The organism is Clostridium sp. CF012 (assembly GCF_018861755.1).
Classification (GTDB): Bacteria; Bacillota; Clostridia; order Clostridiales; family Clostridiaceae; genus Clostridium_AD.
The window spans coordinates 290,478-310,989 of record NZ_JAHLEF010000002.1 but is presented as its reverse complement, the minus strand read 5'-3'; the positions used below and the strand labels follow the sequence as shown (position 1 = coordinate 310,989).

26 protein-coding genes and 2 riboswitches are annotated in these 20,512 nt (G+C 31.4%); of the genes, 23 read left to right on the top strand and 3 right to left on the bottom strand.

The features are described 5' to 3' along the window. The first annotated feature begins 9 nt into the window (after positions 1 to 9). The 16 genes from KPL50_RS03990 (at position 10) to KPL50_RS03915 (ending at position 10,769) form a co-directional block, all read left to right on the top strand. Positions 10 to 1,077 (top strand): YhcG family protein, encoded by a 1,068-nt coding sequence (locus KPL50_RS03990; protein ID WP_216297146.1) that lies wholly within the window; start codon positions 10 to 12, stop codon positions 1,075 to 1,077. 151 nt (positions 1,078 to 1,228) lie between these two features. Beyond that, a complete protein-coding gene (locus tag KPL50_RS03985) occupies positions 1,229 to 2,044 on the top strand; it encodes a hypothetical protein (protein WP_216297145.1) in 816 nt (271 codons plus the stop codon). Positions 2,045 to 2,315: 271 nt separating this feature from the next. Further along, on the top strand, positions 2,316 to 2,735 hold the full coding sequence (locus KPL50_RS03980; RefSeq protein ID WP_216297144.1) for an NUDIX domain-containing protein: 420 nt from the start codon (positions 2,316 to 2,318) through the stop codon (positions 2,733 to 2,735). Beyond that, on the top strand, positions 2,732 to 3,265 hold the full coding sequence (locus tag KPL50_RS03975) for a 2'-5' RNA ligase family protein (protein ID WP_216297143.1): 534 nt from the start codon (positions 2,732 to 2,734) through the stop codon (positions 3,263 to 3,265). The genes KPL50_RS03980 and KPL50_RS03975 overlap by 4 nt, the downstream gene beginning before the upstream one ends. A gap of 60 nt (positions 3,266 to 3,325) precedes the next feature. Further along, the gene (locus KPL50_RS03970; RefSeq protein WP_216297142.1) at positions 3,326 to 3,871 is read left to right on the top strand and encodes a GNAT family N-acetyltransferase; all 546 of its coding nucleotides are present in this window, start codon (positions 3,326 to 3,328) and stop codon (positions 3,869 to 3,871) included. A gap of 36 nt (positions 3,872 to 3,907) precedes the next feature. Then, complete coding sequence (locus KPL50_RS03965) at positions 3,908 to 4,357, top strand: GNAT family N-acetyltransferase (RefSeq protein ID WP_253200433.1); 450 nt, start codon at positions 3,908 to 3,910, stop codon at positions 4,355 to 4,357. A 125-nt stretch (positions 4,358 to 4,482) separates the two neighbouring features. Next, entirely contained in the window at positions 4,483 to 5,175 is a 693-nt protein-coding gene (locus tag KPL50_RS03960; RefSeq protein WP_216297212.1) for an HAD family hydrolase, read from the top strand. 25 nt (positions 5,176 to 5,200) lie between these two features. Beyond that, on the top strand, positions 5,201 to 5,569 hold the full coding sequence (locus KPL50_RS03955) for an NUDIX domain-containing protein (protein WP_216297140.1): 369 nt from the start codon (positions 5,201 to 5,203) through the stop codon (positions 5,567 to 5,569). A gap of 45 nt (positions 5,570 to 5,614) precedes the next feature. Continuing rightward, positions 5,615 to 6,196: an HD domain-containing protein gene (locus KPL50_RS03950; protein WP_216297139.1), complete on the top strand. Its 582-nt coding sequence runs from the start codon at positions 5,615 to 5,617 to the stop codon at positions 6,194 to 6,196. 5 nt (positions 6,197 to 6,201) lie between these two features. After that, a complete protein-coding gene (locus KPL50_RS03945) occupies positions 6,202 to 6,564 on the top strand; it encodes a VOC family protein (protein ID WP_216297138.1) in 363 nt (120 codons plus the stop codon). Positions 6,565 to 6,576: 12 nt separating this feature from the next. Further along, complete coding sequence (locus KPL50_RS03940) at positions 6,577 to 7,350, top strand: MBL fold metallo-hydrolase (protein WP_216297137.1); 774 nt, start codon at positions 6,577 to 6,579, stop codon at positions 7,348 to 7,350. A 456-nt stretch (positions 7,351 to 7,806) separates the two neighbouring features. Beyond that, complete coding sequence (locus KPL50_RS03935) at positions 7,807 to 8,298, top strand: NUDIX hydrolase (protein ID WP_216297136.1); 492 nt, start codon at positions 7,807 to 7,809, stop codon at positions 8,296 to 8,298. Positions 8,299 to 8,306: 8 nt separating this feature from the next. Then, the gene (locus KPL50_RS03930; RefSeq protein ID WP_216297135.1) at positions 8,307 to 8,870 is read left to right on the top strand and encodes a histidine phosphatase family protein; all 564 of its coding nucleotides are present in this window, start codon (positions 8,307 to 8,309) and stop codon (positions 8,868 to 8,870) included. Positions 8,871 to 8,938: 68 nt separating this feature from the next. Then, positions 8,939 to 9,484, top strand: coding sequence for a DNA topology modulation protein (locus tag KPL50_RS03925; protein WP_216297134.1), 546 nt, complete (start codon positions 8,939 to 8,941; stop codon positions 9,482 to 9,484). A gap of 107 nt (positions 9,485 to 9,591) precedes the next feature. Next, positions 9,592 to 10,116, top strand: coding sequence for an NUDIX domain-containing protein (locus tag KPL50_RS03920; protein WP_216297133.1), 525 nt, complete (start codon positions 9,592 to 9,594; stop codon positions 10,114 to 10,116). Positions 10,117 to 10,163: 47 nt separating this feature from the next. Beyond that, the gene (locus KPL50_RS03915; RefSeq protein ID WP_216297132.1) at positions 10,164 to 10,769 is read left to right on the top strand and encodes a histidine phosphatase family protein; all 606 of its coding nucleotides are present in this window, start codon (positions 10,164 to 10,166) and stop codon (positions 10,767 to 10,769) included. Here the strand turns inward: KPL50_RS03915 and KPL50_RS03910 are convergent. Together KPL50_RS03910 and KPL50_RS03905 are read right to left on the bottom strand one after the other, a co-directional pair. Next, positions 10,766 to 11,572, bottom strand: coding sequence for a M15 family metallopeptidase (locus tag KPL50_RS03910; protein ID WP_216297131.1), 807 nt, complete (start codon positions 11,570 to 11,572; stop codon positions 10,766 to 10,768). The genes KPL50_RS03915 and KPL50_RS03910 overlap by 4 nt on opposite strands. A 23-nt stretch (positions 11,573 to 11,595) precedes the next feature. Next, complete coding sequence (locus tag KPL50_RS03905) at positions 11,596 to 12,606, bottom strand: L,D-transpeptidase family protein (protein ID WP_216297130.1); 1,011 nt, start codon at positions 12,604 to 12,606, stop codon at positions 11,596 to 11,598. Positions 12,607 to 12,902: 296 nt separating this feature from the next. On the opposite strand from KPL50_RS03905, the gene KPL50_RS03900 reads away from it, so the two are divergent. The 6 genes from KPL50_RS03900 to rbr all read left to right on the top strand — a co-directional run bounded on the left by KPL50_RS03900 (position 12,903) and on the right by rbr (position 19,089). Further along, positions 12,903 to 13,403, top strand: a complete 501-nt coding sequence (locus KPL50_RS03900; RefSeq protein WP_216297129.1) for a GNAT family N-acetyltransferase — start codon at positions 12,903 to 12,905, stop codon at positions 13,401 to 13,403. Between the two features lie 105 nt (positions 13,404 to 13,508). Then, positions 13,509 to 13,629, top strand: a riboswitch (SAM riboswitch). Positions 13,630 to 13,719: 90 nt separating this feature from the next. Continuing rightward, positions 13,720 to 13,826: riboswitch (SAM riboswitch) on the top strand. Positions 13,827 to 13,933: 107 nt separating this feature from the next. Beyond that, positions 13,934 to 14,920 carry a methionine ABC transporter ATP-binding protein gene (locus tag KPL50_RS03895; protein WP_216297128.1) on the top strand — a complete coding sequence of 329 codons (987 nt, stop codon included), beginning with the start codon at positions 13,934 to 13,936 and terminating at the stop codon, positions 14,918 to 14,920. After that, a complete protein-coding gene (locus tag KPL50_RS03890; RefSeq protein WP_216297127.1) occupies positions 14,921 to 15,565 on the top strand; it encodes a methionine ABC transporter permease in 645 nt (214 codons plus the stop codon). 70 nt (positions 15,566 to 15,635) lie between these two features. Then, positions 15,636 to 16,454, top strand: coding sequence for a MetQ/NlpA family ABC transporter substrate-binding protein (locus tag KPL50_RS03885; protein ID WP_216297126.1), 819 nt, complete (start codon positions 15,636 to 15,638; stop codon positions 16,452 to 16,454). A 357-nt stretch (positions 16,455 to 16,811) separates the two neighbouring features. Continuing rightward, a complete protein-coding gene (locus tag KPL50_RS03880) occupies positions 16,812 to 18,341 on the top strand; it encodes a sodium:alanine symporter family protein (RefSeq protein WP_216297125.1) in 1,530 nt (509 codons plus the stop codon). A gap of 163 nt (positions 18,342 to 18,504) precedes the next feature. After that, entirely contained in the window at positions 18,505 to 19,089 is a 585-nt protein-coding gene (gene rbr, locus KPL50_RS03875) for a rubrerythrin (protein ID WP_216297124.1), read from the top strand. A 146-nt stretch (positions 19,090 to 19,235) separates the two neighbouring features. On the opposite strand, the gene KPL50_RS03870 is transcribed toward rbr, so the two are convergent. After that, the gene (locus KPL50_RS03870; protein WP_216297123.1) at positions 19,236 to 19,772 is read right to left on the bottom strand and encodes a DUF1003 domain-containing protein; all 537 of its coding nucleotides are present in this window, start codon (positions 19,770 to 19,772) and stop codon (positions 19,236 to 19,238) included. A 288-nt stretch (positions 19,773 to 20,060) separates the two neighbouring features. Here KPL50_RS03870 and KPL50_RS03865 point away from each other — a divergent pair, with 288 nt between their 5' ends. Then, positions 20,061 to 20,489 carry an arsenate reductase ArsC gene (locus KPL50_RS03865; protein WP_216297122.1) on the top strand — a complete coding sequence of 143 codons (429 nt, stop codon included), beginning with the start codon at positions 20,061 to 20,063 and terminating at the stop codon, positions 20,487 to 20,489. Positions 20,490 to 20,512 lie beyond the last annotated feature (23 nt).

Sequence of the window (20,512 nt, the reverse complement as noted above, 5' to 3'; positions counted from 1 at the left end):
GTTAGAGATATGGATGATAAATTAGAAGAGAGTTATGAAATGAAATTACTTTATAATGATATAGCTGGATTAATAGATAACACTAAGGAAAAAGTTTATAGGTCTGTTAATACTGAACTTATAAATTTATATTGGAATATTGGAAGAACCATAAAAGAAGATATTATAAAAAAAGAAAGGGCTGAATACGGAAAAAATACAATAGATAATTTAAGTAAAGAATTAATTGAGAATTATGGAAGAGGATATGGTAGAAGAAATTTGTTTAATATGGTTTCTTTTTATGAAACTTTTGGGGACTTTAAAATTGTGCATACACTGTCTGCACAATTGACTTGGTCTCATATTAAAGAACTTATATCCATACAGGATAACTTGAAAAGAGAGTTTTATTCAACTATGTGCAATACTGAAAGATGGAGTGTAAGAACTTTAAGAGAAAGAATTGGTTCGATGATGTATGAAAGAACAGCTATATCTAAAAAGCCAGAAGAAACAATAGTAAATGATTTAAAGCTGCTTAGAGAAGAAAATAAAATGACACCAGATTTATTTTTTAAAGACCCATATGTATTGGATTTTTTAGGACTTGAGGATACTTATAGTGAAAAAGATTTAGAAAATGGCATACTTGCAGAACTTGAAAAATTTATATTAGAATTGGGTTCTGACTTTGCTTTTTTAGGAAGACAAAAGAGAATAACTATAGATGATGAAGATTATTATATAGATTTGCTATTTTATCATAGAAAAATGCGAAGACTTGTGGCTGTTGAACTCAAATTAGATAAATTTAAACCAGAACACAAAGGACAGGTAGAACTATATTTAAGGTGGCTAAATAAGTATGAAAGAAACGAAGGTGAAGAAGCACCAATAGGTCTAATACTTTGTGCAAAGAAATCACAGGAAACAGTAGAACTTTTAGAATTAGGTAAAAGTGGAATCCATGTAGCACAATATATAACACAACTTCCTCCTAAAGAAGTATTTGAGGAAAAGCTTCGTAAGGCAATATTAAAAGCAAGATTACAATTGCAGCAAAGGGATAATGGCATTGAAAATCAAGTGACATGAAGACACTAAAGACTATTAACTTGCACCCCACAGACACCCTTAATTTTATAAAAGGAGTTAAAATATGTTTAACCTCTCGCCAAGTATAAAATTTTATGATATGGTAATATTATGTAATGAAATATTGAAAAAATAATAGGAGAAGATGCTTATGAAGCAAAGCAGTTCTGTTAAATTTAACTTTAGTAAATTAGATGCAGATACCTTAAATTATATTATTGATGAAAATGGAAAATTAACCTTTGTTCTTAAATTACCTGATTTAGAATTTTATAAATTCACCAAAAATGATAAATCAGAACTTTTTGCAGATATTTTGCATGACGGATATTTAAGTTTTAAATTGTCTATGTTAAGCGTTAGAGATAGTTCAGAATACACGGTAGAAATACAGCCCAGTTATAAAGATGATGCAGATATAGTAAATGAAATAAAGTCCTTAGTGCATAGAAATACTGTAGAATTAATTGTAGTTTCATTTAGTGATGAGCAGCATATAGTAGAACTTGCTATTTTCGATAGCGATAAATTGCACATTAGAAAATGGTTAGGCGAAGATGTTCAGATAAGTAAAGCAACAGTGTTTTGCACGGATTATGCTATGATTCCAGAGCAATTTATATTGCCAAAGCGGACAGAAACTAAATTTTGGTTTATATGTAAAACAACTACTGAAATATTTGATTCTATAAAAAATAATGTTTCTGACATTACATTTGATGTGAAGGTTATTAATGATTACTTGGTATTTTATTTAATGGTAAATAATAATTACATTGCTAGGTTAGATATTGAAGCAAATATAATTAACCATGAAATTAGAAGTGATTTTAAATTGTTTGTGCAGTATAAGGTTATGACATTTATAATTAGTGATAAAAATGCAATAGAAGATGAGGTCATATCAATAGATAGACAAGTAACACCTAAGATGGTGAAATTAATAAAAACCTATATGAATATATAACTATTGGTTAAAAATATAAAAGGTACTCTTAATTGAGTGCCTTTATTTTTATCTATTATGGCTAAGCCACAAATACAGAAGTAAGAGTCTGTTTAATAGCAGCCTTTTACTTATATCTAAAAATAATCTGCAAAACAGTAATGAAGAGCATATAGAGAAATTTAGTATAAAATGGTATAATTAAGTAATGTTAAAATATTAAGAAGTTATATGAATTTAAAGTAAGTTAAATAAGCTAAGAACAAAAATTATAAATAGTGGAGTGATTTAAATGGACACGAGCAAAATGGAATTTGCTACAAAAGCACTTATACTAAGAGAGGGTAAGTATTTAGCATTACACAAGACTGGAGCAAAGCATGATTTTTATGAACTGCCAGGCGGTAGGATGGAGTTTGGAGAAACCGCAGAAGAAACTCTTATAAGGGAATTAAAGGAAGAAACAAATTTTCTTGTAGAGCCCATAAAATTGTTAGATACCTGGAATTTTATTTCAAAGAATCATCAGATAACAGGGGTTATATATTTATGTGAAATAATAGAGGGTGAATTTAAATTATCTGATGAACATGATAAATATCAGTGGCTTAAATTTAACGATGTAAGCATTAACGTGATGTATGATGCTTTTAAGGAGAGAATGGTAAATTGGGATATGAAAGAGATTGAGAAAGGTATGAGAATTATATGATAAAGCGATGTATTATGATATTTCCACATTTTGAAAATCAGCAAATTATAGATGATATAAGAAAAAAATATGATCCACTTGCAAAATGTGTAGGGCCTCATATTACTTTGGTTTTCCCTTTTGAAAGTGAAATAGATAAAAATAATCTAAAAGAGCATATAGAAATTATGCTGTTGGACATAAAAGCTTTTCATATTAGCCTTAGTGGAATTACTCCTTCCACCCTAGCAGGAAACTATCTATTTCTAAATGTAAAAGAAGGTAATACTCAAATAGTAGAGATACACAAAAGATTGTATAAGGGAATTTTAAAAGAGTTTTACCCACAATGGCCAAAGGAGATAGATTTTTTGCCGCATATGACCGTTGGTAATATTAGTGATTTGAATGCTTTTGAAATGGCAGTAGAGGAAACTAAGAATATAGATGATGTGTTCGAGACAACTGTTGATACTATAAGTGTTGAGATTATTGATGAAGACGAAGATTCAATAATAGAATTAAACATTCCGCTAAATATTTGTAAATAATAATGCAAAGGAAAAAACAATTAAATTATAGTTAGATTGAGTATTATAGGGGGTAATAGTGTGAATAATGCTCCAAAATTAGAAAGCTATAATATTATATTAAGGCAACCAATAGAAGAAGATATTACTAGCCGTAAAAAGTTAGGGTTAAATATGGAATGCGTTATAATGTGCGGTGGTAATATTAGTAAGCTTGGTGAATTTACTGTAGATGAAGCTGTGAAATGGTATGAAAGAATAATTCAACATCCATGTAAGTGGATTATTGAGTATAAAGGTAATTGTATCGGAGCCGTTGGTCTTAGGCCATATAAAGAAGATAATAAGGGCAAATTATCTATCGAAATATATGATAACACCTTATATGGTTGTGGGGTTGGAACAAAAGTTACTAAAATGGTTTTAAATTATGCCTTTGAAGTTATAAAATATCATAAGGTGTATTTAAGGGTCTTAGACTATAACGCTAGGGCAATAAGATGTTATGAAAAATGTGGATTTGTAAAAGAAGGTATAGACAGAGAAGGTGCATTAATTAATGACACTTATTGCAGTGATATTTATATGGGAATTATTAAATCTGATTATATTTCTTTAGACAAATAAAAATAATCTTTATAATTAAGAAAGGGGATGTGGGGTTTGTATGAATTCATGAATTTTGATTATTTAACTGATGAGGAAATTGACCTAATTATTGAAGAAAAGGTTCCAGAATATGAGTCTAAAGGATATGTACCAGCATACAAATACGAAGTTAGGTTGCATAATGGTGAGGTTAGAATAGGCAGAATAGACCTTAGAATTGGATACAACAAGAATACTTTTTATGGTGGAAATATTGGATATGAGATTGAAGAAGAATATAGAGGAAACCATTATGCTGTAAAAGCTTGTAGATTAATAAAACAAGTTGCACTAGCACATGAAATGGACAAGATTATAATTACTTGCAACCCATGTAATATAGCATCAAGAAAGACATGTGAAAATGTAGGCGCAAGATTAGTTGAAATAGTCCAGTTACCCTCGGATAATGAGATGTATCAATTGGGGGATAGGGAAAAATGTAGGTATGAGTGGTTATTATAAATATTATTTTTAATGATAAAAATTGAGATGAAACATGTGGAAAATTTGGTTATAAGAGAATGTAGAATCAAAAATGCAAATATTATTTGTGAATTACAGAAAAAATAGAATAGGGGTGCGATAGTATTAATAAGATAATATTTTGGGACTTTCATGGAACTTTAGCACACAATGATTGGATGTTTAGCAAAGCCTTACATAAAGTTCTTATTAGTTGTGAGCCTAACTCCAATATAGGAATTGAAGATTTTAAAAAGAAACCAATGATTGGCTTTCCTTGGCAAGATTGTGACAAGGCATATATACATTTAATTGACGGTAATGCTTGGTGGAAACATGCCGAAAGTATATTTATAAATTGCTATAAAGGATTTAACATAATAGAAGAAAAAGCAATTCAATATGCGGGACAAGTGAGAGCAGAATTTATAAAAGCAGATGAATTCATTTTATATGAGGATACTATAGAAATGCTTAATTATTTCAAAGAAAAGGGATACTCAAATATTATTCTATCTAATCATATCCCAGAACTACCGAGGATAGTAGAAGATTTAGGGTTATCATCATATCTAATAGATTGTATATCTTCAGCTAATGTAGGCTATGAAAAACCTAATGCTAAAATATATGAGCATGCATTAGAAAAATATAATAACCCTAAAGAGGTTTGGATGGTAGGAGATAGTCTTGCGGCAGATGTCAAAGGCCCAGAAAATTTTGGTATAAAGGGTGTTCTTGTAAGAAGTAAAATGGAAGATGGAATTAGATATTATTCAAAGAATTTATTAGGATTGAGAGAAATAATAAAGGAGTAGATTATCTATTTGATGGAGGACTTATATGGAAACCAAAGTATATAATTTAGAAACAGTGAATGATGAAGATTTAAAATTTGCCGTCATAGTTTCAAAGTACAAGGGTAAATACCTTTACTGCAGGCATAAAAAGAGAGATACGTGGGAAGTCCCAGGGGGCCATAGAGAAATAAATGAAGATATTAATGATACTGCAGCAAGGGAATTAAAAGAAGAAACTGGAGCAGTTAAATTTACTATAAAACCTATAGGAGATTATTTATGTGATTACTCTGCAGAAATAGAAAAGGTTGATAAAAGTTATGGCAGAATATATTATGCAGAAATTGAGGAATTAGGGGAGCTACCTAATCTAGAAATCGGAGAAATTAGATTATTTGATAATATGCCTTAGAAGTTAACATATCCACAAATTCAACCTATTTTACTTGATTGGGTATTGAGAGAAATAAATAAAACAGATTTAATAAACACAATTTCAAATATAGTAGAGCAGCAGTGTAAAAGTGAGGAAAATATATTTGGTTATGAGGGCTGGTCGTGCCACATTGTTACTGTAGTTAAATATGCTAAGATTTTAGCGAAAAGCTTAGGCGCTAATGAAGAACTAGTTGAGATAGCAGCATTGCTACATGATTATGCAAGTGTAAAGGACAAAAACATGTATGCGGAACATCATATATATGGGGCTATAGAAGCAGAAAAAATTCTTAAAGGATTAAATTATCCACAAGAAAAAATAGAAATTATAAAGGAGTGTATCCTATGTCACAGGGGAAGCGTAAGGAAGGAGCAAAAGACTAAAGAAGCAATATGTGTTGCAAGTGCGGACGCCATGGCTCATATAGATCAAGTTCCAGCATTATTACATCTTTCTTACCATAATAGAAAAATGGATGTAACAGATGGTGCAGAGTGGGTAAGTAGAAAAATTGAAAGAAGCTGGAATAAACTGTGTCCAGAAGCAAAAGAGATTATGAAGAAAAAATATGAAAGTGCTAAAATGGTTTTAGAAGGGTGATTAATATGACACTAAATTTTAAATTAAATTCACTATATATTTGTGTTAAAGATATGAATAGAGCAATAGATTTTTATGAGAAATTGCTCCAGCAATCTATTGAAAAAAGAGATGAAGTATTTAGTAGTTTTAGTATTGATGGCTTTAGATTTTGCCTATTTAATAATAATAAAGCCCAAGAAAAGGTTAATTGGGGTGATAATTGTTTACCAAGTTTCCAGGTTAATGATATGAATAAACTAATCGATAGGTTAGAAATATTAAATGCTAAAATAGTTTTTCCAGTAACAAAAATCAATAATAACTTGGTATTAGAATTTAAAGATACTGAGGGGAATGACATAGAAGTTTATTGTAGGATTTTGTAGAGGAGATTTAATATGGATAAGTGGTTTACAATTGAGAAAATTGATGATGAAACCTATGCAATAAGTGAATATGGACATTGGGAAAAGGTACACTCCTATTTGCTAATAGGCAAAACATCTGCTCTTTTAATTGATACAGGGTTAGGGATAGGAAATATTAAAAAAGAAATTGATAAGTTGACCGAATTACCTGTGGTAGTAGTCACAACTCATGTACATTGGGATCATATAGGTGGACACGCATTATTTAATAATATTTGTGTTCATAAAAATGATGTGGAATGGCTAAAAACCGGTATTCCTGTTCCACTTAGTATAATTAAGAAAAGTGTAATGTTGGGGCCTTTTAGTAAGAAGCTACCAGCGGAATTTAATATTGAAGATTATAAAATTTATACTGGAGAGCCAACTAAGATATTAAATGATAACGATATTATAGATATTGGTTTAAGAAAAATTAGAGTTATACATACTCCAGGACACTCGCCTGGACATATTTGTCTTTTAGAAGAGGAAAAGGGATATTTATATACAGGAGATTTGGTTTATAAAGGGACTTTATATGCATTCTATCCAAGCACAGATCCTAGACTTTTTAAAGAATCTATTGATAAAATTAGCAGTTTAAAAGGAATAACAAAGATATTACCAGCGCATAATGACCTGAATGTACAAGTAGGTTTAATAAATAGTATTAAGAAGGCATTTGAACATATAGAATATAAAGGCATGTTAAAGCAGGGGAATGGAGTATTTGATTTTGAATATTTTAAGATACACATATGATTCATATAAAATCAAGGAACATATATAGATTTGTGAAAATCAAATCTGTGTATGTTCTCTTTTCATATTAGTTTCAAATTTTTTCAAATAAATAGATGAAAATTCATCTGCAGAAACCATGAAGTTGGCAAAATGGCCCTTGGATTCACACACAGGACCCTCTATATTTAACAAATAATATAGAGGGTTGTGTGTGTGAATTTATAAGTGACTATAGGTATAAAAAATAATCATCATTTTTGTGTTTTGCATCTCATAAAGGAATGGGTCAATGAAGTTCATGAAATTTAATTACATCTATAGAATGATTATTATAGTGTTTATGTAAATAGTAGATAAGGTAAGAAAATAAAAAAATAGAAGGTAATTAGTAAATACTTGTAGAATAGATATAAGATTACCAATAAAAAGATGGAAAATATAGAAACTTATTATATAAGTTAAGGAGATTTTAAAATGGAAGTGTTTGCAAAACCAGGGGTTGGCGGAATTATAATTAAAAGTGAAAAAGGAATTGAATATATACTGATCCAAGAGAGGTGCAAGGAAAATGGGGGGTCAGAGAATGGATTAATAGAAATACCTGCAGGAAAGATTAGAGAATTTGAAAATATATTTGATTGTTTAAGAAGGGAAATTTTCGAGGAAACAGGGCTTAAGGTCATTGAAATCCTAGGCGAAGATGAAGCGGTAACTAATAAATCCAATGGCTATAAGGTTATAAATTATATTCCTTTTGCCTGTTCTCAAAATATAGAGGGTAATTATCCTATCATGGTTCAGACTTTTATATGTAAGGCTACGGGACAAATATTAGATAAAACAAATGAAAGTAAAAATATTAGATGGGTTTCCATAAATGAATTAAAAGATATGTTAAATAATAATGAAAATAGATTTTATCCAATGCATGTAGCCACATTAAAAAAATTTATAGGTGAGAGGTAGAAAAAACGGTGAATACAAATATATATTTAGTAAGACATGCGCATTCTATCTATACTGCAGATGAATTAAATAGGCCATTATCAGAAAAGGGATATAGAGATGCGGAGAGGATAATGGAAATTCTATTAACTGAAAATATAGATGCGGTTCTATCAAGCCCATATAAACGTGCAATTCAAACACTTGAAGGTATAGCAAAACAAATTGGTACTGGGATAATACTTGAGGATGGATTTGAGGAAAGAAAAATAGCAGAAGGTTTAGTAGAGAATTTTGAAAGTGATATAACTAAATTGTGGACAGACTTCAATTATGCTTTTGAGGGCGGGGAGTCAAATCTAGAAACACAAAACAGAGGGATTCTTTCACTAAATAAGGTGTTAAATAAGTATAATGGTAAAAATATTATTATTGGTACTCACGGCAATATTATGGTCTTAATAATGAATTTTTTCGATAGTAAATATGACTATGAATTTTGGAAAAATCTCAGTATGCCTGATATTTATAAGTTGAGTTTTAATCATAATAAGTTTGCAGAAGCTAAAAGGATATATAAAGATAAAATATAAATTTATATATAATAATTAAAAGTTTTAAACATGTATTTATATTTTGTATAAATGATGAGGTGTTATAGATGAATAAAATAGGAAAAAGAATAATGGTAGTAGGTTCACCAGGCAGCGGGAAGAGTACATTTTCAAGAAAACTTGCAATGATAATGGACCTCCCACTTATTCATCTTGATAAAGAATTTTGGAATAATGGATGGATAGAAACCCCAAGAGAAGAATGGGTAAAAAAACAAAAGGGTTTAATAGAAGGCGTTGAATGGATAGTAGACGGTAATTATGGTGGGACTATGGATATTCGTCTAGAAAAAGCTGATACAGTAATTTGCTTTAAATTAAGTAAGACAGTATGTTTGCTGAGTTATTTTAAACGAGTTATAACAAATATACGTAAAGTAAGACCAGATATGCCAGAGGGATGCCCTGAGAAGTTTGACTTTGAATTTATGAAATATATTTGGAACTTTCCTGAGACCTCAGGACAAGGGAATATCAATAGACTTGAAAAAAATAAGGATAAACAAATAATAGTATTTAAAAATAGAAGACAAGCAAAACAGTTTATTATAGAATTTTCTAATGGAAGAAGTATGGGAAAAGTAACAGATTGAACTAGAAAGTGTGTTAAGATAGTGAATATAGAGCAGAAAATTATTTAATGAGCAAATATTTATTAATGACTCATATAAATTAATAATAAATAAGGGGGCAAAATACAATGGATTTAATAAAAGAAATATATGAAAAAGATATTGGTTATAATAACGAAAGTATAGAAATTGCTTATAAGCTTAGGAAAGCATCAAGATCAATTGTAGTAAATGATTCAGATAAAATAGCCTTATTATTTGTATCAAAGAATAACTATCATAAGTTACCAGGCGGAGGGATTGAAGCAGGCGAGGATATAAAAACTGCTTTAAATCGTGAAGTGATGGAAGAAGCTGGAGTTAACATTGATGTTTTAGGTGAAATAGGTACAATCATAGAATATAGAAATAAGTATGAAATGCTACAAATCTCATATTGCTATTATTCTGAGGTTAAGGGTGATATTAAAGAGCCATCATTTACAGAGGAAGAGACGAATAGTGGTTTTAAACTAAAATGGGTTGCATTAGATGAGGCTATAGCTATGCTTGAAAATGACAAGCCAGATAATTATCTTGGAAAATTTATTCAGTGTAGAGATTTACTATTCTTAAAAAGTGCAGACTGTATTTTAAGTAATAACAATATATAATAAATATTAGATATTCAATATTATTATAGTCAGGGGATGGATGAAAATTGAAAATATACATAACAAGACATGGAGCAACGCAGTGGAATAGTGAAGGCAGGATGCAGGGCTGGCAAGATTCTAGTTTAACTGAAATAGGTGTTGATAACGCTAAAAAGCTAGGTGAGAGTTTGCAGCATATAGATTTTGATTATATTTATTGTAGTCCATTGGGAAGAGCTTTTGATACAGCAAAATACATTAGAGGAAATAAGAATACAGAAATAATTAAAATTGAAGATTTAAAGGAAATGGGATTTGGTATATGGGAAGGCATGGACAATGAAAAAGTAAAAGAATTATATCCCGTGCAGCAGTTTAATTTTTGGAAAAAACCTCACTTATATGAACCTATAGAGGGGGAGAGCTTCCAGGAATTAATTCACCGAGTAAAAAATGCCTTATATGATATTATAAATAATGCTACTGGTGAAAATATCTTAATAGTAACTCATACTGCTGTAATAAAGGCAATCTATTCAATAATCAAGAATTATACTATTGAGGATTTTTGGAGTAAACCCTTTATGTATGATACATGTTTAACTGTACTCGAAGTGGGAGATAAGAAAATTAAAATCATTTTAGAGGCTGATATTTCACATTTAGATTAGTTTTCTAAAAATAGTTTTAAGTTTATATCAGCGATCTTATAATCTCTTGAATTGGAATCTTCAAAATGCCACCATTCGGTGTTAATGGTGGTAAATCCACTAGCGACCATGTATTTTGTTAATAGATCCATATTTTTTTTAGCTTCCTTTGTAATTTTGGAGTTGCTTCTGTAGGCATTAGATGAAAAATCATCAAATTTTGAAGGCATGGTAAGTTCAGTACCATTCTTATCTACAAGAGTTACATCAACAGCAGAGCCCCTATTATGTATTGATCCTCCAGTCTTAGGATTAGCAACGAAACGATTATCTTTTACTATATCCCAAAATATTTTCTGTACATAAACAGGTCTGTAGGCATCCCAAACTTTAATTCTATATCCTAATTTTTTAAGCTGAGTATTTGCCTTGGCAAGTTTGCCGGCAGTATTTTTACTTAATACACAAACCGTATTTGGGTAAATAATTTTCTTTGTGAAATTATCAGTAGTTGCATATTTTAATTGAATTACAATATCCTTATCTAAAGACGATAATAAGACAAATCCATTTATTTCTTTAATTTCAGCCTTTGGAGGATTTACAGTTTCATTTTCAGTTGTAGTCTCTAAAGGCTTTTGAATCTTATTTATAATAATAAGAGGTTTTTGTGGTTTAATGGTTACTGTTTTAACGCTATTTTGGTCCGATTTTACTAAGGGACTATTGGAAGCATTGTTTTCTACAGTTTTTTCTTTAGGAAAACATCCTGTTAGAAGAATAACCATTAATAAAAATAAAGTAAAAAATCTAACCTTTTTCAATTCAAAAACCTCCTATTAAATTACTACATCTTTATTACTTCAGACATTGGTCCTTCTATTATTATAGGACTTTTAGAAGGATTTAGCCATTTTAAAATATTTATTACATTCCCCTGAGCTGCTGATATACATCCTGCTGTTCCACTACCTGCACCAGACCATACATGAAAGAAAATAGCAGATCCTTTTCCAGGTGTTCTTTTAGTAGTATTATAGTTTACTACAAAACCATAATTATATTGGGGAATATACATCTTTTCAGCAGAATTCCATCTACCGCTTGCAGGACCTTTTTGCCACGTATTATATAAGGAGGAATTAACATCATCTACCCAAAAATCATTAGTAGTAGATTGTCTATAGTTCATAGAAGTACCAGGGCTTGAATATCTACCAAAGGCTGTACCCAATGAAAAAATTCCTATTGGCGTATGTCCATCACCTTCCACTTTATTATATGCAAAACCGGTTCTCCCCACATTGCCAGAAAAAGAGTAAACTTGTTTCCAATTCCCATTAACGTTTTCAAATGCTTTAATGGTAGCACTTACCCTGCCAAAACCATTAGTAGTAACAACTATAGCCTGCTTGGCATTTCCTTTTCCCTTTATCTTATTTATCAATAATTCAGGGTTTGACTTAGACGCAACGGAAGGTGGTGCTAGTTTGGCTTGACTAATAGGGCTTGTCTGCTTTTTTGAAGAAGTCTCTTCTTTTTTTAAAGCAATGGCCTTTTGCTCCGCTATTTCTTCTTTCTTCTTTTGTGCCGCTAGCTTTTTCTGATCTTCTAATTTCTTCTGATCTTCCAATTTCTTATCATTTTCTAACTTCTTTAGTTGAGCCAATTTTTGCTCGTTTTCTATTCTGCGCTGCGCTTCAAGTTGTTTAGTATTTTTAGCAACCTCAATTCTAGTAGCGTTTTGAAGTTCATTTTTTTCAGCTATAGAAGCTGACTTAAGATAGGACGCAATGGCAATAATTACTGCCAACGCAAATATAGATATAATTATATATGATTTTATTGATAATTTCATATTCATCTCCTAAAAATATGGCTTTTAATAGAAAAAACAGTATAATATTAATAATATAGACAATTTATATAACTGCAATTGCCCTTTGATGGTATTATAGCATAATGTAACGCCAATTTAACGGAAAATTCGACAAAATATATGGTGACATATATAACTGCATAAAAATGTATTCGAATGTATAAATATGTATAATGAGAGTTTTATATAATCAGAATGTTCACTGCCGAGGGAGCAAGGATATTTGTAAATTCTCAAGAGGATATAGAAAAATAACAACTATTAGGGGGAGGAAAATGCAATATAAAATTGAAGAAATGATACAAGCAGACTGGGAGCAGGTAGCAAATATATATTTGGAAGGTATTAAAACAGGAATAGCTACATTTCAGACAGAGGTACCTACCTATGAAAACTGGAATAATAGTCACATAAGTTCATGTAGACTGGTTGCTCGCTTAGGTGATAATGTACTGGGGTGGGGAGTTTTGAGTCCCACCTCAAGTAGATCTGTTTATCAAGGGGTAGCAGAAGTAAGTATTTATATTAGTGAAAAATATAAAGGACAAGGAATCGGAAAGGTTATTTTAACAGAGTTAATTAAAGTATCCGAAGAAAATGGATTTTGGACTTTGCAGTCTGGAATTATTAGAGAAAATATTTGTAGTATAGCATTACATAAAAAATGCGGTTTCAGAGAAATTGGTATAAGAGAAAAGGTTGCTAAAATGAATAATGGAAATTGGCTAGATGTAGTTTTAATGGAACGTAGAAGTAGGGTAGTTGGTATAGAATAAAGTGCCACCCACGTGGCAAGTGGCAAGTTTTTATTTAAAAATAAAAATTCCTTTACATTTTACCCAGATAGTGATAATATAAATCTAATTTAATAAAGCAATTAATTCTCATCAAGAGAGGTAGAGGGACTGGCCCTATGACACCTCGGCAACCGTCAGATATCATTTGTCTGAAAAGGTGCTAATTCCTGCGCTAAGTTCCTTAGAACTTAGCGGAAGATGAGAGAGGTGACCTTGTAATTTTATACCTCTTTCATCATTTTTATTGATGGGAGAGGTTTTTTGTTTTTAGATTTCGAAAGTAAAATTTAATATTGTCTTATCAAGAGAGGTGGAGGGAATGGCCCTATGAAACCCGACAACCAGTATCATATATATATGATACATGGTGTTAAATCCTGCAGCATTGCTGCGAGATAAGAATAAGTTTGGCATTAGAGCCTAAGTTTATTCTTGGGTTCTATTTTTTTAGGGAAAATTATTGTTAATAGCAATATTAGCAATAAAAAAAGAAAAGGAGAAGGGATATTATGATTAAAGTTTGCGGCGTAAGTAAAAGTTTTTCCAAGGAAGAAGTACTAAATAATGTTTCTTTTACAGTGGACAAAGGCGATATTTATGGGGTTATTGGTCACAGCGGTGCTGGTAAATCCACTTTGCTTAGATGTTTTAATGGTCTTGAAACCTATGATAAAGGCAGCATTAATATAATGGGTAGTGAAGTAAAGAAGTTAAGTTCAAATGAACTTAGGGAATTTAGAAAAAATGTAGGTATTATATTTCAAAGTTTTAATCTGATCAACAGAAAAAATATTTTTGAAAATATAGCCTTTCCACTGGAAGTATGGGGAAAAGATAAAAATTTTATTAAAGAAAGAGTAGATAGCTTAATAGATTTAGTTGGACTTAAGGATAAAGTGAATAGCAATGTACGAGAACTTAGCGGAGGCCAAAAGCAAAGAGTTGGAATAGCAAGAGCCTTGGCATTGAATCCCAAAATATTACTTTGTGATGAGGCTACCTCTGCACTAGACCCTAAAACTACAAAGTCCATTTTGGAGCTTTTAAGAGATATAAATAACAAATTAAATATAACAATTATTGTAGTTACTCATCAAATGGAGGTGGTAAAAGAGATTTGTAATAAATTTATTCTTTTAGAAGGAGGGGAAATTAAAAGTAGTGGAGTTACAGATGAATTATTTGTTAGACCGACGAGTGAAATGAAAACACTTATGGGAGAGGAAGAATTATTACCTAGCACTGGCTATAACATTAAAATATTTTTTCCAAAAGAAATTAGCCAAAGTTGTTTGATAACCTCCATAGCAAGAGAGTTAGATATAGATTTTTCAATAGTATGGGGGAGGCTTGAAAAATTCAGAGATAAGGTAATGGGCAGTCTTATAATAAATGCCAGTGGGCAGAATAAAGAAGTGATTTTTAAATATTTAGATGAAAAATCTATAGACTGGGAACTCATTAATTATTTAAGTACAAAGGAGGAGGGTTTATAGATGCTATTTAAAGATGTTTTACTACCTGCACTAATAGAAACCATATATATGGTTTCTATATCCACAATTTTTACAATAATTTTAGGGTTTATTTCAGCAGTGGGATTGATTGTAAGTGCACCAAAAGGCCTAAGACCAAATGCGTTACTTAGTAAAAGCCTGAATTTGGTAATAAATATACTGAGATCCTTTCCGTTTATTATATTAATGATATCTATATTCCCATTAACTAAGCTTATTACTGGAACAACTATAGGCACTAATGCAGCTATAGTTCCACTAACCCTTGGAGCGGCGCCTTTTGCTGCAAGAATAATTGAAACCGCACTACTCGAGGTGGATTACGGAATTATTGAAGCAGCTAAATCTGTCGGTGCAAAAACTCATCAAATTATATTTCAGGTTATGGTAAAAGAGGCAATGCCCTCTATAGTTCTTGGAGTTACCCTAACCATAATAAACATTATAGGTTACTCAGCTATGGCTGGAATAATTGGAGGAGGCGGTCTTGGAGATGTAGCAGTAAAGTATGGCTACTATAGATTTAAAACAGACATCATGATATACACAGTAATTATTTTAATTGTACTTGTGCAAATTATTCAAGTTTTAGGCAATTTATTATACAGAAAAATGATTAGATAATAGAAATTCGAGGGGGATAACAATTAGTAATTGTTATCTACCCCAGAGGAATATGAGGGGGAAATTAAAAATGAAAAAAATATTAAGCGTATTATTAACAATAGTTGTGATTCTAACAGTAAGTGGCTGTGGATCAAAAAAGGATGTGGCTACAACTCCAAAGGTCGCAGCTGAGAAAAAAATAATTAAAGTTGGGGCGTCGCCTGTGCCTCATAAAGAAATATTAGAGATAGTAAAGCCGTTGCTCGCAAAAGAGGGATACACGCTTGAAATAATAGAATTTACTGACTATGTAACACCAAACACTGCGCTAGCCGAAGGGCAACTAGATGCTAATTTCTTTCAACACGTACCTTATTTGAAATCCTTCAGTAAAGAAAAAAATCTTAAACTTGACTATACAGTAAAGGTTCATCTAGAACCTATGGGAGTGTATTCTAGTAAATACAAAAAACTCACTGACTTAAAAGATGGAGCCCAAATAGCTATTCCAAGTGATCCTACAAATGGAGCAAGAGCACTTAGAGTACTTGAGAATGCAGGACTTTTAAAATTAAAGAGTGGAGAACTTATTTCTAAGCTTGATATTACAGAAAATCCAAAGAAATTTAAAATAGTAGAACTCGATGCACCTCAACTCCCAAGAGTTTTAAAGGATGTTGATGCAGCAGTTATAAATTCAAATTTTGCCATAGAAGCAAAATTAAACCCAACAACTGATTCGCTAGCCATTGAATCAAAAGATTCTCCATATGCAAATGTACTTGCAGTTAGAAGTGAAGACAAAACTAAACCATATATAGAGGCACTTTCAAAGGCATTAAATTCTCCAGAAGTTAAAAAATTTATCGAGGATAAATATAAAGGAAATATAAATGCGGCCTTTTAAATAAAATTTCAGGTGCCATCCACGTGGCAAATGGCAAGTTTAACTCGCCATTTGCCACGTGGATGGCACCTTTTTAAGTGTAAAGTTCAGAAGGAGTTCATATGTTTTATCTGTTTATGAACTTATTTCCTTGCCTGTTGGTGTATAATTATTCAAAGCTTATAAATTTCATTTGAAGCAAATGGATTTATAATATAAAAATCTGGTACGCTATTGCTATAATTATACATTTATATAACAAATAGGAGGAGATTGCATGTTTCATGTAAGAAATAACAATGATGTTTTATATTTTTCGCAATTTGAAGTCAAAAAAATGTTGAAATTAGAGGATTACTGTCATATGGGGGTTAATAAATGAATGTAATATTCGAAGGGATAAATAGATTTTTTGATTTTATAGTCCCTATTGCAGATTTTTTATGGGAATTTCCAACTAATTTTGAGTGGTATGCTAGCATTCCTATTTTAGGTAAATTTGCTCTTGCAATTATTTTACTTCTTGGGACAGGCATTTACCTTACATTTAAAACTGGATTTATTCAAGTTATGGCTTTTAAAAAAGGAATCAAGATTCTTGCTACGAAGAAGACCACAGACACTGGAATTAGTCCACTCGCTTCGTTTTTACTAAGTTCTGCTATGAGAGTCGGACCAGGTAATATTATGGGAGTTACCGGAGCGATATCTGTTGGTGGGCCAGGAGCACTATTTTGGATGTGGGTTTCAGCTTTTTTTGGAATGTCCACAGCCTTTGTTGAATCAGTACTTGCACAGATTTATAAGGAGAAAAATGGAAAGGAGTATGTAGGAGGACTTCCCTTCTATGGGCAAAAGATTTTAGGGGATAAACGTTGGGTAGGTGTTGTACTGTCTTCACTTTTCATAATCTATGCATTGTTTGTTATCCCATCTCAAGCCTTTCATTTATTTACAAGTTTCGGTTCAATAGCAGATACTATAGCTGGTAAAAGCTTTGGACGTCAATCTACTGTTTATTATGGCATAGCGATAGTCTTAATAATTACTGTGCTTTTAACTGTAATAGGAGGAATTAAAAGGGTTACGGCTGTTACGGATATAATGGTTCCTATCATGGCAGTTATTTATACAGTCATAGTTATTTTAATAATATTAGCTAATTTAGATAAAGTTCCATATTTCTTTAAAGAAGTGTTTGGTGGAGCCTTTAAGCCTAATGCCTTATTTGGTGGGGCCTTTGGTGTGGCACTCGCCCAAGGAATTAAGCGAGGACTTATGTCCAATGAAGCTGGTCAAGGTACTATTACAATGGCGGCAGCTACAGCGGAGAATGATCACCCGGCAGAACAAGGATTTGTACAATCACTAGGAGTTTTTCTAGACACCATGGTAATATGCAGCATGACTGGCTTTGTTATTGTTATGGCACATGTTTGGACAGGCACTGCTGGAGTGGCCTGGGATAGTATACAAGCATCTAAACTTACAGTTTATTTATCCTCAATACAATACTTAGTTCCTGGTACTGCCTTGGATGGAACAGTTAAAATTATTGTTTCACTATGCTACGGAATGTTTGCATTTACAACATTGCTGGGATTAATATTGTTTGCAGAAGTCTCTGCAAATTTAATATCCAGAAATGAGAAATTTATTATGGGAGTACGCTTGGTTGGTGCATTATTCTTTGTTCCCTTTGGAGCACTAACTGTTCTTGCGGGTTTAGAGCTTAAAAACCTATGGTACATAGGTGACTTTGTAAATATTGTTTTAGTTTATGTAAATGTACCAATTATATTAATCGGGTCTAACCTTGCATTGAAAGCATTAAAAAATTACAAGGAAACTGAAGGAAGTAAGTTTAACTCAAAATCTATTGGTATTGATAGTGAAGTTTGGAAATAAGGTGGTGCACCTATGGCAATTGGCAAGGTTGATATAAGATTAGCCTAGGGTAAGTAGTGAATTTTTAAAAAATAATAGGATTTAAAAGAGGGAAAGTATTGTATTTAGAGAATACTATATTATACACAATTATTTTCTTTTAGGAGAAAAAAGGAGGCAATTTATGAAAATGTTAAAAGGTACAAAAACAGCTGAAAATCTTATGAAATCATTCGCGGGTGAATCACAAGCTAGAAATAGATACACCTATTATGCGTCTGTAGCGAAAAAAGAGGGATATATGCAAATATCTAACATATTCACTGAGACAGCAGGCAATGAAAAAGAACATGCTGAAAGATTTTTTAAATTTTTAAGCACAAGTTTAAATGGAGAAGTGGTAGAAATTAATGCGACATATCCTGTAGGACTTTCAGATACTAAATCAAATTTATTATGGGCAGCAAATGGAGAAAATGAAGAATGGTCAGAACTTTATCCAGAATTTGCAAGGGTTGCTGAAGAAGAAGGGTTTGCAGATGTTGCTTTTGTTTATAGGAAAATTGTTGAGATTGAAAAGCATCACGAGGCAAGATATAGACAACTATTAAGTAATATAGAAAATAATACAGTGTTCAATAAAGAAACTTCAGTTAATTGGATATGTAGTAATTGTGGTTATATTTCTGAAGGAAAAAGTGCTCCAGAAATATGCCCAGCTTGTGCACATCCAAAAGCATACTTTGAGGTGTTTTCTGAAAATTATTAAAGTTAGGAAGTCATGTGCCACTACCTTATTTATGAGGTAAACACAAATAGCAAGTTGCAGTTTGCAACTTGCTATTTGTCATTTAAAAACCCTTAGTCTATAAGCATTGTAATTATTAACTTGCCACTTGCCATGTGGATGGCACTTTATTTTGGTAAACTATCGATGTATTCTACCATTTTAGATTGATTCTCTACTAATATTTTTTGGTTTTGAATTAGTATATCCATTTTCTTATGCAAATCTTGAATAATTAATTCTGATTTAAGATTTATTTTATAATCATTTGTTGATTTTATTCTATCTTTATCTTCCTGTCTATTTTGACTCATCATGATTACAGGAGCTTGTATAGCGGCAATGCAAGATAGTACTAAATTAAGAAGTATAAATGGAAAGGGGTCAAATAAATTTTTGAAAATGGAATTGAAGGCTATCCATATTGATATAATTGATAATGCAATTATTATAAAAGTCCAGCTTCCTACGGAGGCTGCTATTTTATCCGCCATTTTATTGCCAAAAGTAAGGGTCTTTGCATGAGCAATTACGTTATCTTTGGATATCTTATTTCCTATTAGTTCATGTAATAAATCTTCTTCAATATCATTAAACATCTCACCTTGTTCTAATATTTCATTTACAATTCTTTCAGTATCTAATTTTTTATTTTCACTTTCCATATAAATTTCCCCCCGCATATAAATTTAATATGTATATAATTTTATTCAACATAATAATTCGTTGTTGTCCATGGCTTTATTCAAGTTATTATACTATATTTTTAATCTTATAAATAGATGCCAATATTTTAGGTGTCACCACATGCCACTTGCCACGTGGATGGCACCTTTTAAATGTTGACAAAACATGCAGTTAATATTAGAATATGAGTATAAACGAATATGCGAATATTCAAATTGTGTTTTAAAATTAATACTATTATATATAACAAAAGGGAGGGTTATTTTATGATGCCAAAGGTAGCATTTATATGTGTTCACAATTCTTGTAGATCACAGATGGCAGAAGCGCTGGGAGTGTTGTTTGGGTCAGAGGTGTTTGAATCTCATTCAGCAGGTACTGAAACTAAGCCTCAAATTAATCAAGATGCGGTGAGAATAATAAAGGATTTATATAAAATAGACATGAATGAAACTCACACATCAAAATTAATTGACGATATACCAGAAGCCGATGTTGTAATAAAAATGGGATGTAATGTAGTCTGTCCAATAATGGCTCATAGGCATGAAGAAGACTGGGGACTAGATGACCCAACTGGAAAATCTGATGAGGAATTTATAAAGACAGCAAAAATAATCGAAGGAAAAATAAAAGACTTAAAGAAAAGAATTGAAAACAATGAAATTGAGTTAAGTGGAGAAGTGGTGTGGTAGTATGTTGTTAGTACTTTTTAAAG

Excerpts from the sequence above, each read along its gene's own strand:
- KPL50_RS03885 (WP_216297126.1), top strand. The coding sequence starts at position 15,636 with ATGAAAAAAATATTAAGCGTATTATTAACAATAGTTGTGATTCTAACA.
- KPL50_RS03940 (WP_216297137.1), top strand. The coding sequence starts at position 6,577 with ATGGATAAGTGGTTTACAATTGAGAAAATTGATGATGAAACCTATGCA.
- KPL50_RS03925 (WP_216297134.1), top strand. The coding sequence starts at position 8,939 with ATGAATAAAATAGGAAAAAGAATAATGGTAGTAGGTTCACCAGGCAGC.
- KPL50_RS03905 (WP_216297130.1), bottom strand. The coding sequence starts at position 12,606 with ATGAAATTATCAATAAAATCATATATAATTATATCTATATTTGCGTTG.
- KPL50_RS03985 (WP_216297145.1), top strand. The coding sequence starts at position 1,229 with ATGAAGCAAAGCAGTTCTGTTAAATTTAACTTTAGTAAATTAGATGCA.
- rbr (WP_216297124.1), top strand. The coding sequence starts at position 18,505 with ATGAAAATGTTAAAAGGTACAAAAACAGCTGAAAATCTTATGAAATCA.
- KPL50_RS03890 (WP_216297127.1), top strand. The coding sequence starts at position 14,921 with ATGCTATTTAAAGATGTTTTACTACCTGCACTAATAGAAACCATATAT.
- KPL50_RS03865 (WP_216297122.1), top strand. The coding sequence starts at position 20,061 with ATGATGCCAAAGGTAGCATTTATATGTGTTCACAATTCTTGTAGATCA.
- KPL50_RS03935 (WP_216297136.1), top strand. The coding sequence starts at position 7,807 with ATGGAAGTGTTTGCAAAACCAGGGGTTGGCGGAATTATAATTAAAAGT.
- KPL50_RS03900 (WP_216297129.1), top strand. The coding sequence starts at position 12,903 with ATGCAATATAAAATTGAAGAAATGATACAAGCAGACTGGGAGCAGGTA.
- KPL50_RS03975 (WP_216297143.1), top strand. The coding sequence starts at position 2,732 with ATGATAAAGCGATGTATTATGATATTTCCACATTTTGAAAATCAGCAA.
- KPL50_RS03945 (WP_216297138.1), top strand. The coding sequence starts at position 6,202 with ATGACACTAAATTTTAAATTAAATTCACTATATATTTGTGTTAAAGAT.
- KPL50_RS03920 (WP_216297133.1), top strand. The coding sequence starts at position 9,592 with ATGGATTTAATAAAAGAAATATATGAAAAAGATATTGGTTATAATAAC.
- KPL50_RS03895 (WP_216297128.1), top strand. The coding sequence starts at position 13,934 with ATGATTAAAGTTTGCGGCGTAAGTAAAAGTTTTTCCAAGGAAGAAGTA.
- KPL50_RS03990 (WP_216297146.1), top strand. The coding sequence starts at position 10 with ATGGATGATAAATTAGAAGAGAGTTATGAAATGAAATTACTTTATAAT.
- KPL50_RS03980 (WP_216297144.1), top strand. The coding sequence starts at position 2,316 with ATGGACACGAGCAAAATGGAATTTGCTACAAAAGCACTTATACTAAGA.
- KPL50_RS03880 (WP_216297125.1), top strand. The coding sequence starts at position 16,812 with ATGAATGTAATATTCGAAGGGATAAATAGATTTTTTGATTTTATAGTC.
- KPL50_RS03870 (WP_216297123.1), bottom strand. The coding sequence starts at position 19,772 with ATGGAAAGTGAAAATAAAAAATTAGATACTGAAAGAATTGTAAATGAA.
- KPL50_RS03955 (WP_216297140.1), top strand. The coding sequence starts at position 5,201 with ATGGAAACCAAAGTATATAATTTAGAAACAGTGAATGATGAAGATTTA.